General features: G+C 62.9%; 14 protein-coding genes. 11 read left to right on the top strand and 3 right to left on the bottom strand.

What is annotated here, in order from left to right:
* Positions 1-116 precede the first annotated feature (116 nt).
* Positions 117-380 carry a hypothetical protein gene (locus AC51GR_RS02475; protein ID WP_496323047.1) on the top strand — a complete coding sequence of 88 codons (264 nt, stop codon included), beginning with the start codon at positions 117-119 and terminating at the stop codon, positions 378-380.
* Positions 381-384: 4 nt separating this feature from the next.
* Here the strand turns inward: AC51GR_RS02475 and AC51GR_RS02470 are convergent, their stop codons facing one another.
* The gene (locus AC51GR_RS02470) at positions 385-1,056 is read right to left on the bottom strand and encodes a PaaI family thioesterase (RefSeq protein WP_496323046.1); all 672 of its coding nucleotides are present in this window, start codon (positions 1,054-1,056) and stop codon (positions 385-387) included.
* Positions 1,057-1,180: 124 nt separating this feature from the next.
* Here AC51GR_RS02470 and AC51GR_RS02465 point away from each other — a divergent pair, with 124 nt between their 5' ends.
* Both AC51GR_RS02465 and AC51GR_RS02460 read left to right on the top strand, forming a co-directional pair.
* On the top strand, positions 1,181-2,164 hold the full coding sequence (locus AC51GR_RS02465; protein ID WP_496323045.1) for a GGDEF domain-containing protein: 984 nt from the start codon (positions 1,181-1,183) through the stop codon (positions 2,162-2,164).
* 36 nt (positions 2,165-2,200) lie between these two features.
* Entirely contained in the window at positions 2,201-3,136 is a 936-nt protein-coding gene (locus AC51GR_RS02460) for a 1,4-dihydroxy-2-naphthoyl-CoA synthase (protein WP_496323044.1), read from the top strand.
* A 65-nt stretch (positions 3,137-3,201) separates the two neighbouring features.
* Here AC51GR_RS02460 and AC51GR_RS02455 read toward each other — a convergent pair whose 3' ends face one another.
* Positions 3,202-4,242, bottom strand: coding sequence for an alpha/beta hydrolase (locus tag AC51GR_RS02455; RefSeq protein WP_496323043.1), 1,041 nt, complete (start codon positions 4,240-4,242; stop codon positions 3,202-3,204).
* Positions 4,243-6,198: 1,956 nt separating this feature from the next.
* On the opposite strand from AC51GR_RS02455, the gene AC51GR_RS02450 reads away from it, so the two are divergent.
* The 3 genes from AC51GR_RS02450 to AC51GR_RS02440 all read left to right on the top strand — a co-directional run bounded on the left by AC51GR_RS02450 (position 6,199) and on the right by AC51GR_RS02440 (position 10,903).
* The gene (locus AC51GR_RS02450) at positions 6,199-7,944 is read left to right on the top strand and encodes an ABC transporter ATP-binding protein (RefSeq protein WP_496323042.1); all 1,746 of its coding nucleotides are present in this window, start codon (positions 6,199-6,201) and stop codon (positions 7,942-7,944) included.
* The gene (locus tag AC51GR_RS02445; RefSeq protein ID WP_496323041.1) at positions 7,941-9,815 is read left to right on the top strand and encodes an ABC transporter ATP-binding protein; all 1,875 of its coding nucleotides are present in this window, start codon (positions 7,941-7,943) and stop codon (positions 9,813-9,815) included. Before AC51GR_RS02450 ends, AC51GR_RS02445 begins: the two co-directional genes overlap by 4 nt.
* 158 nt (positions 9,816-9,973) lie before the next feature.
* Complete coding sequence (locus AC51GR_RS02440; protein ID WP_496323040.1) at positions 9,974-10,903, top strand: hypothetical protein; 930 nt, start codon at positions 9,974-9,976, stop codon at positions 10,901-10,903.
* A 75-nt stretch (positions 10,904-10,978) separates the two neighbouring features.
* Here AC51GR_RS02440 and AC51GR_RS02435 read toward each other — a convergent pair whose 3' ends face one another.
* Positions 10,979-12,031 (bottom strand): LLM class F420-dependent oxidoreductase, encoded by a 1,053-nt coding sequence (locus AC51GR_RS02435; protein WP_496323039.1) that lies wholly within the window; start codon positions 12,029-12,031, stop codon positions 10,979-10,981.
* Between the two features lie 213 nt (positions 12,032-12,244).
* Here AC51GR_RS02435 and AC51GR_RS02430 point away from each other — a divergent pair, with 213 nt between their 5' ends.
* The 5 genes from AC51GR_RS02430 to AC51GR_RS02410 all read left to right on the top strand — a co-directional run bounded on the left by AC51GR_RS02430 (position 12,245) and on the right by AC51GR_RS02410 (position 15,888).
* A complete protein-coding gene (locus tag AC51GR_RS02430; RefSeq protein WP_496323038.1) occupies positions 12,245-13,570 on the top strand; it encodes an inorganic phosphate transporter in 1,326 nt (441 codons plus the stop codon).
* Positions 13,571-13,575: 5 nt separating this feature from the next.
* The gene (locus AC51GR_RS02425; RefSeq protein ID WP_496323037.1) at positions 13,576-13,857 is read left to right on the top strand and encodes a hypothetical protein; all 282 of its coding nucleotides are present in this window, start codon (positions 13,576-13,578) and stop codon (positions 13,855-13,857) included.
* Positions 13,858-13,958: 101 nt separating this feature from the next.
* Positions 13,959-14,309, top strand: a complete 351-nt coding sequence (locus tag AC51GR_RS02420) for a DUF3349 domain-containing protein (protein WP_496323036.1) — start codon at positions 13,959-13,961, stop codon at positions 14,307-14,309.
* Complete coding sequence (menE, locus tag AC51GR_RS02415) at positions 14,302-15,453, top strand: o-succinylbenzoate--CoA ligase (protein WP_496323035.1); 1,152 nt, start codon at positions 14,302-14,304, stop codon at positions 15,451-15,453. The genes AC51GR_RS02420 and menE overlap by 8 nt, the downstream gene beginning before the upstream one ends.
* Before the next feature lie 126 nt (positions 15,454-15,579).
* Positions 15,580-15,888: a hypothetical protein gene (locus tag AC51GR_RS02410; RefSeq protein ID WP_496323034.1), complete on the top strand. Its 309-nt coding sequence runs from the start codon at positions 15,580-15,582 to the stop codon at positions 15,886-15,888.
* Positions 15,889-15,893 lie beyond the last annotated feature (5 nt).

The raw sequence follows: 15,893 nt of genomic DNA, 5'->3' as shown, positions 1-15,893 counted from the left end.
CGACGGCGCTCACAATACTTGCATATCCTAGTAACCCGGTCCAGGACTCCGCCGGGTGGCCAGGCTCACGGCGGCAGTTCCCGAAACAACGGGCTCGACGCGGCAATACTGTTCTGATGATGTCGCACGCAGCCTTCTACGGAGTCGTCGTGCTCAATCTCCTGTTCACCTGCTGCGCATGGACGCTGGCTCGGCCGAGTCGCCCGGCGGCATTCGTCTTGATCGGCGTATCGGTTGCGTGGGTCCTGTTCAACGGGCCGTGGGAGGGGCACGTCCTGATCCGGTTCACACCGTCCAACGGCCTCACCGTCTCCGACCTGTTCAGCGCCGTCGGACTCGGCATCGCCCTCTACGCCTTGCGGAAGCGCCGACGCTGGTAGGTCTCTACGGCTGACCCGGGTTTAGTTTGATGAACAGCCCATCGGCCTCGGCGCACAGGGTGTCGCCGTCGTGGAGGCTGCCTTTGAGGAACACCTTGCGGCCCTCGATGCGGTCGACCCACGACCTCATCACGAGCTCTTTGCCGAGCGGGGTGATGGCGCGGTAGCTGATGGTCAGGTACGCCGTCCGGGTGATTCCACCGGATCCGAGCGCGCCCGACATACCCAGTAGGTCGTCGAAGGCCACCGCGACCTGTCCACCGTGGGCGGCATTGTTCCCACCGAGGTGATAGCGCCGGAACGTGATCCGCGCCTTCACGCTCTCGGCCGTGGCCTCATCGACCTCGTAGGGCGGCAGAGTGATGTTGCCGCGCGCCGGCAGATCGATGCGTCCGCCCGACGGTGCCCGCCATTCGTCGATGGCCACGGCGTCGAGCCGGTCGTTCATCACTTTCAATTCGTCGATCAGCTCATCGACAAGATCTTCGGGCGGACAAGCCGCCTTCACCCGATCCATGAACGTGCGAACCTGCTCGATGAACTCGCCGTATCGCGGTCCGCCGCGGGTCAGATCGAGATCGAACTTCGGGCGAAATCCACCCTCATGACGCTCTTCGAGAGGTGTGTCGTCCCCGAAGGTCCCGGCAGTCTCTTCGAGTGGGTTTCCCTGGCTCATGGCTACGACAGTATCCATCGAGCCCGAACTTGCTCGAAGTGGCACCGCGCACGCATTCCGTTACTAAGCAATACTACTGATATTGGCGTCGAAGCCGGCCCGATCCGAGGAGCATGAGTACGGCGTGAACCGATTCAACTTGGTATCCGGCACCACCCCCGAAATCGTGCGGCAGCTACAGCTCCGAGCTCTCCGCATCTATTTGGCCGCAACAACATTCCTGTACACCATCGGTCTGCTGTTCCTCCTGTTCCCGGCACCCATCATGAAAGTCGACGGCGCCGACCCCACGGGCGCGATAGTTGCGGTGGCGATGGGAGTCTTCGGATTGGTCTATTTGCGACGCGGACCGGCCAATCAGGTTCCGGCAATTATCGCCGCAATGATCGCGACTCCCGCGGTGATCACATTCCAAGTGCTCGCCGGTTCGGCATTCGTCTGCCTGATCGCCGCCATGTTCTTGTCGATGTACATGATCGCGTTCCTGAGAATCGCTCTCGCCCGCACACTCATCGCCGTCCTGACCGTGTCCACGGTGTTCGCACTCTCGGTGTCGATTTCGGCATCGCCGCTGACCTATGTCGCATTTGTCCTCGCCATAGTCGGCGCGGCCGAATCGTTCGGCTTGGTGACGCGGGCGCTGATCACCATCGCGTGCACCGACTCCCTGACCGGACTGCCGAACCGGGCCGGCTGGGAGATCGCCACCGCCCACCGACTCGGCCGGGCGCGTTCCGCGCATACGACCCTGAGCGTGTTCGCGCTCGACGTCGACAACTTCAAGGCCATCAACGACGAGTTCGGGCATCAGGCCGGAGACCAGCACCTGATCGAGTTCGCCCGCCAACTCCGGTCGTCGATCCCCGAGGATGCCGTGTTCGCCCGCCTGGGCGGCGACGAGTTCGCGATCTGCATCGAGGGCACATCGTGCACACGATCCGACGACGTGCTCGCCCGGATCCGCCCACAGCACTTCGACACCAGCATCGGCGCCGCCTGCGCCCCCGCCGCGACCGTCACCATCGCCCAATTGCTTGCCGAGGCCGACGCCGACCTCTACCGGGCCAAACGGGCCAAAGGCCCCAGAGAGTTCGAGCAGACCTCCTGACCTGAACGGGAAATTCTGCCACTACGCTCAGAACCCATGAGCTCCTCACCAGATCAGCCGTTTGATCCAACGCAGTGGAAATCGGTCGAAGGTTTCGACGATCTCACCGACATCACCTATCACCGTCACGTCGGAGCAGGTCGCGCACACGGCATCGTGCGGATCGCATTCGACCGCCCCGAGGTACGCAACGCCTTTCGCCCCCACTCCGTCGACGAGCTGTACCGCGTCTTCGATCACGCGCGCCGCAGCCCTGATGTGGGTGTGGTGCTGCTGACCGGCAACGGCCCGAGCCAGAAAGACGGCGGCTGGGCCTTCTGCAGTGGCGGTGACCAGCGCATCCGCGGCCGATCCGGTTACCAGTACGCCGGCGGAGACACCTCCGACACCGTGGATTCGGCCCGGGTCAAGGCCGAGGGCGGCCGGTTGCACATCCTCGAGGTGCAGCGCCTGATCCGAACCATGCCCAAGGTGGTGATCGCGGTTGTCAACGGCTGGGCAGCCGGAGGCGGCCACTCACTGCATGTCGTCTGCGACCTCACCCTGGCCTCACGCCAACACGCCCGCTTCAAGCAGACCGACGCCGACGTGGGCTCGTTCGACGCCGGATACGGTAGCGCCTACCTCGCCAAGCAGGTCGGCCAGAAGAACGCCCGCGAGATCTTCTTCCTCGGCCGCGCCTACGACGCCGAGTCGATGCAACGGATGGGTGCGGTCAACGAGGTGGTCGATCACGCCGACCTCGAGGCGACCGCCATCGAATGGGGCAAGACCATCAACGGCAAATCCCCCACCGCCCAGCGCATGCTGAAGTTCGCGTTCAACCTCACCGACGACGGCTTGATGGGCCAACAGGTCTTCGCCGGCGAGGCCACCCGGCTGGCCTACATGACCGATGAGGCCGTCGAAGGCCGAGACGCCTTCCTGGAGAAGCGCGATCCCAACTGGGACGACTACCCGTTCTACTACTAGTCACAAACAGAACCAGGCCCCGCCGGATCCGGCGGGGCCTGGTTCTGTTTGACTGCCTGGCGTTGTCAGGCGCCGATCGGACGGGCCAGGGTCGGCCACGAAAGATTCAGCTGCTCTTCCCAATAGCCCCACGAGTGGGTTCCGGTCAAGGGGAAATCGTACGTCGCCGGGATGTTCAACTTGTTGAGCCGATCAACCAGCACTGCGGTGCACAATCCCGTCGCGGCTTCGATGCCACCGCCCACGATCATCTGATCCAGCAGCTTGGTCGGATCACCGTCTGCGCGCTCGAGGGTCTCGTACTTGCCGGGCAGGCCGGTGGCGTTCGAGATGTAGAGCTTCAGACCGCGCAGTTTCTCGGCGTTGAGGATGGGGTCGTTGGCCGCCCAGCCCGGTCCGTCCAACGGCCCCCACATGTTGGTCGGGTCGCCGCCACCACGCGCGTCGACCGTGATCCGGATGTACATCTGGCCGACTTCACTGGAGGTCGACGCACAGCCGCTGTACGAGCCGACCGCCTTGTAGAGCCCCGGATGCTCGATCGCCAGGTTCAGCACCGAGGTCGCGGAGGACGAGATACCGGCGATGGAGTTGAGCCCCGAGGTGCCGAGAGCTTCGTTGACGATGGGCGGCAATTCCTTGCCCAAGAACGTGGACCACTTGTTGCGACCCAGCACCGGGTCATCCTTCTGCCAGTCGGTGTAGTAGCTGAAAGCACCGGCGTTCGGGGTGACCACGTTGACGTTCTTGTCGGCGAAGAACCCGTTGATGTCGGTTCTGGCCTGCCAGTTCGCATTGTCCTCACCGCCACCGGCACCGTTCATCAAGTACAGCGTCGGCCGCGGCACCGACCGATCCCTCGGCAAGATCACCGAGAGCGGGATGTTCCGGTCCATCGATGCCGAATAGACGAGTAGATCGAGATTCTTCGGACCGGTCGGGGTAACCCCCACCAGCTTCGATCCACCGGGCGATTCGATGCCGATCTGCGGCAGGTCTTCAGCGGTGGCCGGCGACGTCACCAGCAGCGTGGTGGCAGCCATCACCGAGGACACTGCTGCGGTCAGCGCGACGCGCGCGTACCGACGGGTCTTTCCTGTACTCATTCGGGTCACGAAGCGACATTAGCCGGAAATCGGTCGAGCGGGAAAGTAATACCGGAACCACCGGCCCGGGTCGGGGCCGAACCAACTGTTCGATGTACCCACCAGATGGCGCACAACCAGCAGGATTTGCTATCGCAATCTTCCGATCCACTTGTCATCCGAGCGGCGTCCCCCCGACACGTCATCGCCTCCGGTCGCGACATTTGGGGACACAAATCAAAAACTAATTTTCCATATTAATTCCAGCTCAAAGCGACATATTCAAACCATTTGAAAATTAGCCGACGAAAACACATGACATATCTGAATTACGATGGCAGGGTGAAGTTGGCTCAAGTTGGTCGGGGAGTTCAACACTCGAGCCCCCTACGACGAGTCGTGTTCAACCAAATGAAGTCTACGGAAGGTAGAAAGCATATGGGATCGACAGACCTGTCCTCCGAAATCGGACTTGGCACAATCATTGCGATCATCGGGAAACTCCTCGGTGGCGGCGGCGAGACAACTCCCGCCGAATAGATAAGCAGCACAAGACAATCCCCCCGGGGCTCCCAACGGGAGTCCCGGGGGGATCGCTGTCGGCAGGTGAGACAGCACCTCTGTGAGTATCACCCGATCGGGCGGTCGACGAATCGGCTCGCATCGAGACCTGCCCAATGCGCAAGGAGAATGTCGCCGCCGGGAAAGTATCGGCAGGAGCACCACGCCGATGACCCGTCCAACTATTTCTCAACGGTATCCCGTTTTCCGACTTGCAATTACCGCCACATGGCGCACGCCCTCGCGACGCCGCACGCCCACCCTTTCTCGAGAACGGGCGGATCAGCGAACACGCCGACCGCTCATCTGAAAACCAGGGTGAAACGATTCGGCCAAGTAATCCCGACCCTGCCGGCAGACAACGTGATAGGCCCGAGTGGAACGTCGCCGTTGCGCCAAATCGCCCATATCGGACACGCGGTCTCGAGTTGGTAAAGGCAATGGCAAACCTTCCCGGTGAACGCGGAAGCACGCAGCCCACCGCAGAGCAGTTCACCGAACCGACAATTTTCCCGACCTGCTATCGCCACCCACGCACACCCCCGATGCCCGGCCTTCGCGATTCCGAATTCTATTCACACGCTGGGTGATTCGAGAACGGAATGGTACGAGTCAAATGCATACGCATGCAATTTCCATTGATCCTGCGGCTCAGAGGTTTTCGGCGATCAAATCGGACGTCACCGCACAAACCTCCAGTTGCGGTCTACTCCAAAGCTTTTCAATGATCTTGAAGCTCAGTCAATTTCGCCATATGATTTTGTTCCGCTAAAGAAGGACGTCGCGAATTGGTCGGGCGCAGTTGAGAATTCATTTCATCAGTTTTCTCAAATGTCCTTGCGATCAATCTGTATGTGTCAATCTGATCACGACTCGCCTGGTCGGGGGCTCCAAAAGGCCAAAGCCAACGGGTCGCAGTAGTAATCACAACAAAGGGAGAAAACATGCTCGCATCATCGCAGGACATCGAAAACCTATTCGCTCAGTTGCTCGCCTTCGTCGGCACCCTTCTGGGAGCTGCCAGCTCCGAGCCGACGACGCCTTAGGGTCACCGCGCAACTGGCGTGATAGCACGTCCCTGAGGTGCGTTTATGCATCTCAGGGACGTGCTGAGCTATACCAAATCGAGTTCTCCGACGCCCGCCCGGCGCCTTTGTAACCTTTCTGACGGAAGGTGACAAACTGCTGCGGGGATGGCATTGTTACACAGGCTCATTACCAAATGAAATGGGCTATGTAGAACAACGTCGAAGGGAACTCTCAATGAGCTCGTCAGAAACAGGTTTGCTTGCATTCATCGCGCTGATCGGAGGCATCATCCAGGGCCTTTCCGGTAGCGCGAGCTAGTTCAAGCGCATAGTTTCCTGTCGCGTCCCCGGTGGCGCCCTGACGGGCCCCGGGGACGCGTGGGTGCGTATGACAAAAATTTCTGACAGAGTTCTGACCACGGTATTGCGGCCACATGCCCGCGCCCTCCGCGGTCCACTACTTCTATTGTTTTTCCTGCAGTTCACTGCTGCGGTGACAACACTGTTGATGCCCAATCTCAACGGCCGCCTCATCGACGACGGTATCGGCCGGGCAGATATGGACGCGATCCGAACCATCGGCGCGATGATGCTTGCCCTGGCCGTCGTCAGCCTCGTCGTATCCGTGTTGGCGACAATCCTCGGGTCATACATCTCGACATCCGTCGGTCGCGACCTCCGCAACCAGACCTACGCGCGGGTGCAGAGCTTCGCCGACACCGATTTACACCGGTTCGGTATCCCGTCCCTCATCACCCGCAGCACCAACGACATCAACCAGCTGCAACTGATGATCTTCGTCGTGATGACCATCCTCGCCACGGCACCGGTCCTGGTCATCGGCGGCGCCGTGATGGCCCTGAGTGAGAACTACCGGCTGGCACCTTTGGTGGTGCTCGTCGCCGCCGCGCTCACGGTGATCGTGGTCGTCATCGTCGGCAAGCTCGTCCCGCACTACGAGAAGTTGCAGAAGTCGGTCGACCGGGTCGGACGGGTGCTCCGCGAACAACTCACCGGCATCCGGGTCATCCGCTCGTTCGGCCGCGAAGACCTCGAGACCTCCCGCTTCGCGACGGCCAACACCGACCTCACCAAGACCGCGTGGAGTATCGGCTCGCTGCAGGCCCTGCTGTTGCCCAGCATCATCTTCATCGCCAACATCGGCGCCGTCGCGGTGATCGGCGTCGGAGCCGTCCTGGTCGACAACAATTCGATGCAGGTCGGCGGGATCGTGGCATTCGTCGGATACCTCACGCAGATCGTCATCGGGCTCTCCATCGGCGCGGCCATGGTTGCCCTGCTGCCCAAGGCGAAGGTGAGTGCTCGCCGAATCCATGAAGTGCTCAGCACCGAGCCTTCGGTGCAGGACCCGGCTGCCGGCCGTACCCCGGACTCACGGACGGGCCACGTGAAACTCTCAGGCGTCGGTTTCCGCTACCCCGGGGCACAGCACCCGGTCCTGCATGACATCGACCTCGACTGCCGACCGGGCACCCTCACCGCGGTACTGGGTGGAACCGGAGACGGCAAGAGCACACTGCTCGGACTCATCCCACGCTTCAACGACGTCACCGCCGGGCAGGTCCTGATCGATGGCATCGACGTGCGCGAGCGTCATCGATCCGAACTCTATGAAGACATCTCCTACGTCTCGCAGGTGCCGGCCCTGCTCTCGGGCACTCTCGAATCGAATCTGCGTCTGGGTAATCCAGCGGCGAGCGACGACGAGCTACGGTCTGCGCTGCAGATCGCCTGCGCCACCGACTTCGTGTTCTCGCACGAAGACGGCCTCGACCAGCGGGTGCAGCATGGCGGCAAGAACTTCTCCGGGGGCCAGCGCCAACGTCTGGCGCTCGCACAGGCCATCGTCGCCAAACCGCGACTGCTCTTGCTCGACGACCCCTTCTCTGCCCTGGACCCCGAGATCGAGAGCATCGTGAAACATCGCCTGCGCCAAGAACTTGCCGACGCGGTCATCATCCTGACCGCGCAACGCGTGTCGTCGGCGCGCGGCGCGGACACGATCGTCGTCCTGGCCGACGGCCGTATCGATGCCCTGGGTACCCACGACGAACTGGCCGTCTCCAGTTCGGTGTACCGCGAGATCCTCGACTCACAGGCCGCGCTGCGATGAACCTGAAGTGGTTGTTGGCCAGGCTCGCCCACGAGCGGCAGAAGCTGGTCATCGTGGGACTGGTCGCGTTCACCAATGTCGTCACACTCATTGCGGCGCCGCTGATCCTGGCAGGCATCATCAATCAGATCTTCTCCGGCTCCATCGGTATGACCCTTCCCGGGGGCCTGACCACCGACGAAGCCGTCGCCCGGCTGCGTTCCGAGGGCCGAGAGGAATACGCCGACGTCGTCCGGGGTGCCGACGCGGTGCCGGGCGTGGGCATCGACTTCGACACCGTGTGGAAGCTGCTCGCGGCGCTCGTCGTCGTGTATGCGCTCGGCTCCCTGGGCAATTGGGTCCAGGCATCGATGGTCAACAGCATCACCCAGCGGGCGATGAACCGGATGCGGGCCGACATCGAGCAGCACATCCACCGACTGCCGGTCGCCTACTTCGACACCGCCGCCCGCGGACAGATGCTGACCAGGGTCACCGCCGACATCGACAACGTCTCATCGGTGTTCAGTCCGCTGTTCGTGAAGTTGCCGGGGGCGGTGCTGACCATGGTCGCGTTGCTGGTGGTGATGCCGATCATCTCCTGGCAGCTGAGTTTGGTTGTGCTGGCGTCCATTCCGCTCATCGTCACGTTCGGTGTGCTGATCGCGAAGCGGGCCAGACCCCACTTCCAGGACCAGTGGGAGGCCACGACGAATCTCACCACACACATCGATGAGAGCTACGCGCAACTCCACACCCTGCGGGTCTACGGCGCACAGGAACGGGCACGTGACGACTTCGAGGAGATCACCGCCGGACTGGCGCATTCGTCGCGAAGCGCGCAGTCCTATTCAGGATCGATCCTGCCTGTGCTGCAGGCGATCACAACGCTCAGTTATCTCACCGTCGCGGTGGTCGGAGCGTTCCAGGTCCTTGCCGGCTCGCTCAATGTCGGACAGGTTCAGGCCTTCGTCTCGTTCTCGCGCATGTTCAGTCAGCCGCTCAACGACCTGACCGCGATGATGAGCCAACTCCAGTCGGGTTTGGTGTCACTGGGCCGCATTCGGTCGCTGCTCGAAGAACCCACCGAGGATGCGCCGGCCATCGACGAGGTGACGCCAGAACACATCGGCCGCCATACCGAGCCGCCGGCACTCGATTTCGACAAGGTGCGGTTCGGGTATCGCCAGGCGTCGGACGACGAGAACCGGACGGTCGACGTCATCAATGACCTCTCACTCCACATCGACAGCGGTTCCACGGTTGCGATCGTGGGACCGACCGGCGCAGGAAAGACGACCCTGACCAATCTTGTTCTGCGGCTCTATGATCCGTCATCCGGATCGGTGCAACTCGATGGTCGGCCGCTCGAGCAAGCACAGCGGTCGTTCGTCCGCAGCCAGTCCGCCATCGTCACGCAGGACCGCTGGGTGTTCACCGGGACCATCGCCGACAACATCGCGTTCGGCCGCCCGGACGCCACCCGCGCCGCCATCGAACAGGCGGCCCGGGACAGCCACGTCGCGCAGTTCATCGATACCCTCGCCGACGGGTACGACACGATCATCGGCGATGGCGGGACCGCCCTGAGCGAGGGGCAACTCCAACTCATCACCATTGCCCGCGCCATGATCGCCGAGCCGAGAATCCTGGTGCTCGACGAGGCGACCAGCGCGGTCGACTCCCGCACCGAACTCCTCATCGCGCGCGCGTTGGAGACCCTGCAGGACCGCACGACCACAATCGTTGTCGCACATCGACTCTCAACGATCCGTGAAGCCGACAGCATCGCCGTCGTGGAGGCCGGCGTGGTCACCGAACAGGGAACCCACACCGAACTCCTGAAGCACGGAGGCCGCTACGCCATCATGTACAAATCCCAGTTCGAGTAGCCGCGCGCTCTTCTCACGCTCGCTCGGCCTGCAGAGCGAGCGTGAGTGAGGACAATGAGCGGGGGCAGTCGTCCCCAATTTCCGGACTCATCCACAGGTCGAGCGGAACCGGGCTCACCTAACCGGCTCCGTCGAGGCAGATCCCCCATGGTCATCGCATGGGGGACTTCACCGAGGACAACGATGGCCTGATCTGGCGCTCGACGGCAACAGCGCAGGGGCATAGCGACCAGGAGATCAAGCGCGCAGTACACAGCGGACAACTGCTCCGCATCTGGCCGGGTGTGTACGTATCTGCCACTCACCGATTCACGCCGGACGGGCTGGCACGCCTGCGTATCGTCGCCGCGGTCCGCAGTTGCGGCGAGGCCATGCCTGTTTCGCACCAATCCGCCGCCCTTCTACATCGCCTGCCGACGCTGCAACCTTCTTACGACAGAGTGCATCTGACAAACGGGCGCGACGGCGGAGGACGTATCGAAACCCGACGGCACGTGCATTCGGGACTATTACTGCCTGGCGACCTCACCGAGATCGATGGCCTGGCGGTTACCACAATCGAACGTACTGCTGTCGATACCGCGCAGGCGGGAACGTTCGCGCAGGGTCTGGCCGCATTCGACGGCGCACTGCGGCTCGACGCCGACCGCGAGCGGCTCACCACCTTGACCGACGGCCGACGCGGTAAACGCGGTGTCGGAAGCGCCCGGCGCGCTCTCGCCTGTGCGAATCCCTTGTCGGAGAGCGTCGGCGAGTCGTGGAGTCGCGCCCAGATGCTTGCGTGCCCCGACATTCCCGAGCCCCGCCTGCAGCACCGTTTCTACTCCGCGGACGGCAGATTCGTCGCCCGCACCGACTTCGACTGGGACGGACGGCTCGTCGGCGAGTTCGACGGCCTGATGAAATACGGTGGTGGATCGATGAAGCCTGGTCAGACCGCCACCGACGTGGTCATCGCCGAGAAGATCCGAGAAGATGGCCTGCGCCGGATGGGGATAGAGGTGGTCCGATGGGTATGGGCCGATCTCGTCAACGGCACCCTGCCGGCGATTCTTCGCCAAGCGTTGGTCCGCGCAGGACTACGTTGACCTTCTCGCTCACCGTTCTCACGCTCGCGAGGCCTGCAGACCTCGCGAGCGTGAGAAAACTGAGCGGAGATCAGATCAGCTGGTGAATTCCTTGAGCTGCCGGATCTGGTCGACACGGGCCTCGTGAGTCGGGGCGGGTGAACCGACGAGCAGCATGCTCAGGCCCGCCTCGTCGAACGCGGCCAGACGCTCTTTGACGTAGCTCGCCGGTCCGATCAGCGACATGCCGGACGCCAGCTCGTCCGGGATCGCCGCGGCCGCTTCGGCCTTCTTGCCGTCGAGATAGAGGTCTTGGACCTTCTTGGCGGCGTCGGCGTAGCCGTAGCGCACTGCCAGGTCGTTGTAGAAGTTCTTGCCGCGCGCACCCATGCCGCCGATGTACAGCGCCGAGTGGTGCTTGACCATTTCGAGAGCGTTCTTCTGCTCATCTTTGTCGTCGGTGATCAGTGCCGTGACGGTGGCCGAGACTCCCAGCTTGCCGAGTGACGGGTCGCGCTTGGCGTTGCCCTTCGCGAGCGATTCACCAAAAACGGTGGTCAGGTGCTCGGGATGCAGGAAGATGGGCTGCCATTCCTCGAACATCTCGGCGGCGAGTTCGACGTTCTTGGGGCCGATGGCGGCGAGCAACATCGGGATCCGCTCGCGGATCGGATGGTTGATGATCTTGAGCGGCTTGCCGAGTCCGGTCCCGCCGTCTTCCTTCGAGAACGGCAGCTTGTAGTACTTGCCGTTGTACTCGGTCCGTTCCCGGCGCCAGACCATCCGGCAGATCTCGGCGGTCTCCCGCGCGCGACCGACCGGGGCGTCGTACTTCACGCCATGGAAACCCTCGATCACCTGCGGTCCGGACGCGCCGATGCCCATCACGAAGCGACCGTTGGAGATGTAGTCGAGGCCGGCTGCGGTCATTGCGAGGTTCGTCGGTGTGCGCGTGTACATCGGCAAGATGCCGGTTGCCAGTTCCAAAGTCGTCGTCTTGGCTGCGATGAAACCGAGCTGACTGACGGCGTCGAAGCTGTACGCTTCCGGAACCGTGATCCGGTCGAGGCCAACCTTTTCGAAGTCGACAAGATTGTTGATCGTCTCGGCAAAATCCCCCGAGTAGTTGATGCCCATACCGATCTTCATATGTGTCCTCCCAAAGAGCCGCGCAGATCTACGAGACAGGTTTCGAAAAGTGTGTCACATCACCCTGAACCCGCTTCAGCCCGTCCGGGGAGCGGCACAAAGGTGAACAATGAATGAACATATTTGCGGAGCAAAGCTAACCGCTGGTCAGGCTGTGTTTCAGATCGGTGACCGTTTAGGCGATTCCGCCACGTCGACCGCAGAATATTCAGCATGAGCGCAGAAATGTTGATCCTCGTGCTGCTCGTCATCACTGCACTTGGGTTCGACTTCACCAACGGCTTTCATGACACAGGGAACGCGATGGCAACGTCCATCGCAACTGGCGCACTCAAGCCCAAGACAGCGGTGACGATCGCCGCCATCCTGAACCTGGTCGGCGCCTTCCTCTCGGTCGAGGTCGCTGCCACGATCACCAAGGATGTGCTGAAGATCCAGCAGACCAGCGGTGACGATGCCGGCAACCTGATCGGCGGTCTCGACGCCCAGAAGGCAATGCTCATCATCTTCGCCGGCCTCGTCGGCGGCATCCTGTGGAACGTCTTCACCTGGCTCTTCGGACTTCCCTCCAGCTCATCCCACGCACTGTTCGGCGGATTGATCGGCGCCGGTATCGCCGCGCTCGGCTCGTCGGGCGTCAACTGGGAAGGTCTGACCAAGAAGATCCTCATCCCCGGCCTGATGGCACCGGTCATCGCGTGCATCGTGGCCGCCAGCGGCACGTACCTCATCTACAAACTCACCAAGACGATCGCCGACAGCAAGAAGGCCCAGGGATTCCGGGTCGGCCAGGTTGCGACCGCATCGCTGGTCGCGCTCGCCCACGGCACCGGCGATGCCCAGAAGACCATGGGCGTGATCGCCATGGCGATGATCGCCGGTGGACACCTCGACGCCTCGAGCGTGGAGCACGGCCTGCCGTTCTGGATCGTCTTCAGCTGTGCCGCCGCCATTGCGCTGGGCACCTACCTCGGCGGCTGGCGCATCATCCGCACCCTGGGCAAGGGTCTGGTCGAGATCGAATCCCCGCAGGGCATGGCGGCCGAGGCATCGTCGGCGGCCATCATCCTGACGTCGAGTGCCGCCGGCATGGCGCTGTCGACCACGCAGGTCGCCACCGGATCGATCCTCGGCTCCGGCATCGGCAAAAAGGGCGCCTCGGTTCGCTGGTCGGTGGCCGGCCGGATGGCCACGGCCTGGATCTTCACGCTCCCCGCAGCCGGGCTGATGGGTGCGGTGTCGTTCGCGATCGCCAACCTGACCGGCGGCGCGGCCGGCGCGATCGTCATCTTCGCGATCCTCGTCGCCGCGTGTGGCTACATGTACTGGCGCGCACAGCAGCAGAAGGTCGACAGCAACAACGTCAACGCCGATTGGGACGAGACCACCGGCAGCGTCATCCCGGCCGAACTCGCCACCAAGGAATCCGACGACGCGGCCATCACCGCTGCCATGCAGGCGAACATCCCGGTCGCGATCATCGACGACGCACACGCCGCCGCATCTCCCAGACCGTTCAGCCACAAGGAAGGGGTCTGAGCCCGATGGGAACCTTCGAATCGATCCTGCGCGTTCTGGTTGTCGGCCTCATCCTCGGCGCCGGTTTGCCCGCCATCTACGCGATCGGCATCCGCCTCTACGCGGCCGGATCCGGGGACGTGCAGGCCGACGGAACGGTGACCGGACCGAATCTGCTGTTCAAAGGTATCGCCTACGTGCTGTTCGCGATCATCGCAGCTGTCATCCTGGTCGGCATCCTGTGGATCACGCGCGGAACGATCGACTATTACTTCGGCATCGACCTGTTTCCGTTTGTCGAGGGCTGATCAGAAACGAACGTAGATGAGCTGGATCAGTAAAATCGGGTGAGCCCGGGCAGTCTGGAAGAGGCTGCCGGGGAACGCCTCGAGTTGCGAAGGAGGCGAATATGGATCGGCCGCAATTTCTCACCAGAGTGGTCAGTTGGCTCCGTGAGGGCTATCCCAATGGTGTCCCGTCCAGTGACTACGTGCCCCTGTTCGCTCTACTTCGCAGACAGCTGTCCGAAGAAGAGGTCACGTCGGTCTCCCGGCAGCTGATCAGCAGCGGGCAGATCCCCGATAACCGGCCCACGCCCATCACCTCGATCGACGCCGGGGTCCTCATCACCAAGATCACCGCGGAACTGCCCCTCGAAGCCGACATGGAACGGATCCGCAAGCACCTCGAATCCAAGGGCTGGCCGTTCGACCCCCACCCCCTGACCGATACCGCCGGTAGATCCGAAACCGGTGAGTGACCTGCGGGTCCTGCAGCCACTGCCGTTGTCGGCGACACCCGATACCGGCGCATTGACCGATCTGCTGGCGGGATCGGCCAGCTACCTACCGGTCCCGGCCGCCGACCCGATCGAGACCGCCCGACTGTGCGCCGCGTTGGGTGCCGGGGAGCCCATCGACCCCGATGTCGCGCTGGTGGTCGCCACCTCCGGGACGACCGGCACGCCCAAAGGGGCACTGCATTCGGCGACCTCGCTGATCGCATCCATCGACGCCACCCACGAGTATCTCGGTGGTCCCGGCGGCTGGTTGCTGGCGCTGCCACCGCACCACATCGCCGGACTGCAGGTGCTCCTGCGGTCCATCCGGGCCGGCCACGTCCCGATCACCATGGATGTGTCCGCCGGATTCGACGCCGCCGCCCTGGTCGATGCGATCGCCTCGATGACGTCCACGCGGCGTTACACCTCGCTGGTGCCGACCCAGTTGCTCAAAGTCCTGGAGCATCCCGCCGCGACCACCGCGCTCAGCGAGGTCGATGCGGTACTCGTCGGTGGTGCGGCAACCCCGGCACCGTTGCGTCGCAGGGCAGTCGACGCCGGGATACCCATCGTCCGGACATACGGCATGAGCGAGACCTGCGGCGGCTGCGTCTACGACGGCAGACCCCTGCGCGGGGTCGAGATCCGCATCGACGGCACACCGCCGGGCCGTGTCGTCCTGGGCGGCCCGATGGTCGCCTCGGGCTACCGCGGACTACCCGATCATCCGGCTTTCGCCGAGGACGGATGGTTCCGGACCGACGATCTGGGGCAGGTCGAAGAGAACGGTGTGCTCACCATCATCGGCCGGGCCGACGAGGCGATCACCACGGGGGGTCTGACCATCGTGCCGCAGGTGGTCGAGGCCGTGTTGCTGTCGGATCCGGCGATCAGCGAGTGCGCTGTACTCGGATTGCCGGATGACCGTCTCGGCGAGAAAGTGGTCGCGGCGGTGGTACCGGCACGGGGTGCTCAACTCAGCGCGGAATCGGTCAAAGCCGTTGCCGCCCAACAACTCGATCGTACGGCCGTACCGCGCGAGGTATACCTCGTCGACGAGTTGCCGAGGCGGGGTCCGGGCAAGGTCGATCGCGCTGCGCTGCGCGTGCTCCTGCGCCGATAGCGCTCGCCACCGGAGTCTGCGGGTATGGAATCCCGGGATATCGGGTAGTCGACTACCCGAGACCCACACGAGCCTCACAGAGCAAACTGTGAATCAGGCACTCGTCAGATCCGAAAGGCCGTCGACATGACTTCCATCCTGACCCGAAGAGCGGTCGCCCCGCCGACGGCGTACTGCAAGGTCGACGACAGCGGCGGTCCGATCATCCCCGGAGATCTACTGATCCCGTCCACCACCACATTCGGCCACGCGATGAAAGTTGATGGTCCAGATAACAATTCGGCCGTCATCGGTGAAGCCCTCGAACCATTCGACGGCGGCTGCGGATTGATTCGTATTGCCATCGGCGGCAAGCAAGCGACTGTTATGCGAAAGCAAATCGCCAAGACCAATCGGCGAAAGAATCCAATTTACCGGTTCCTCAAACATTCATGAGCACG

The organism is Williamsia sp. z71, assembly GCF_059553375.1.
Note: the sequence above shows the minus strand (reverse complement) of the source record. Positions and strands in the feature narration are given on the sequence as shown.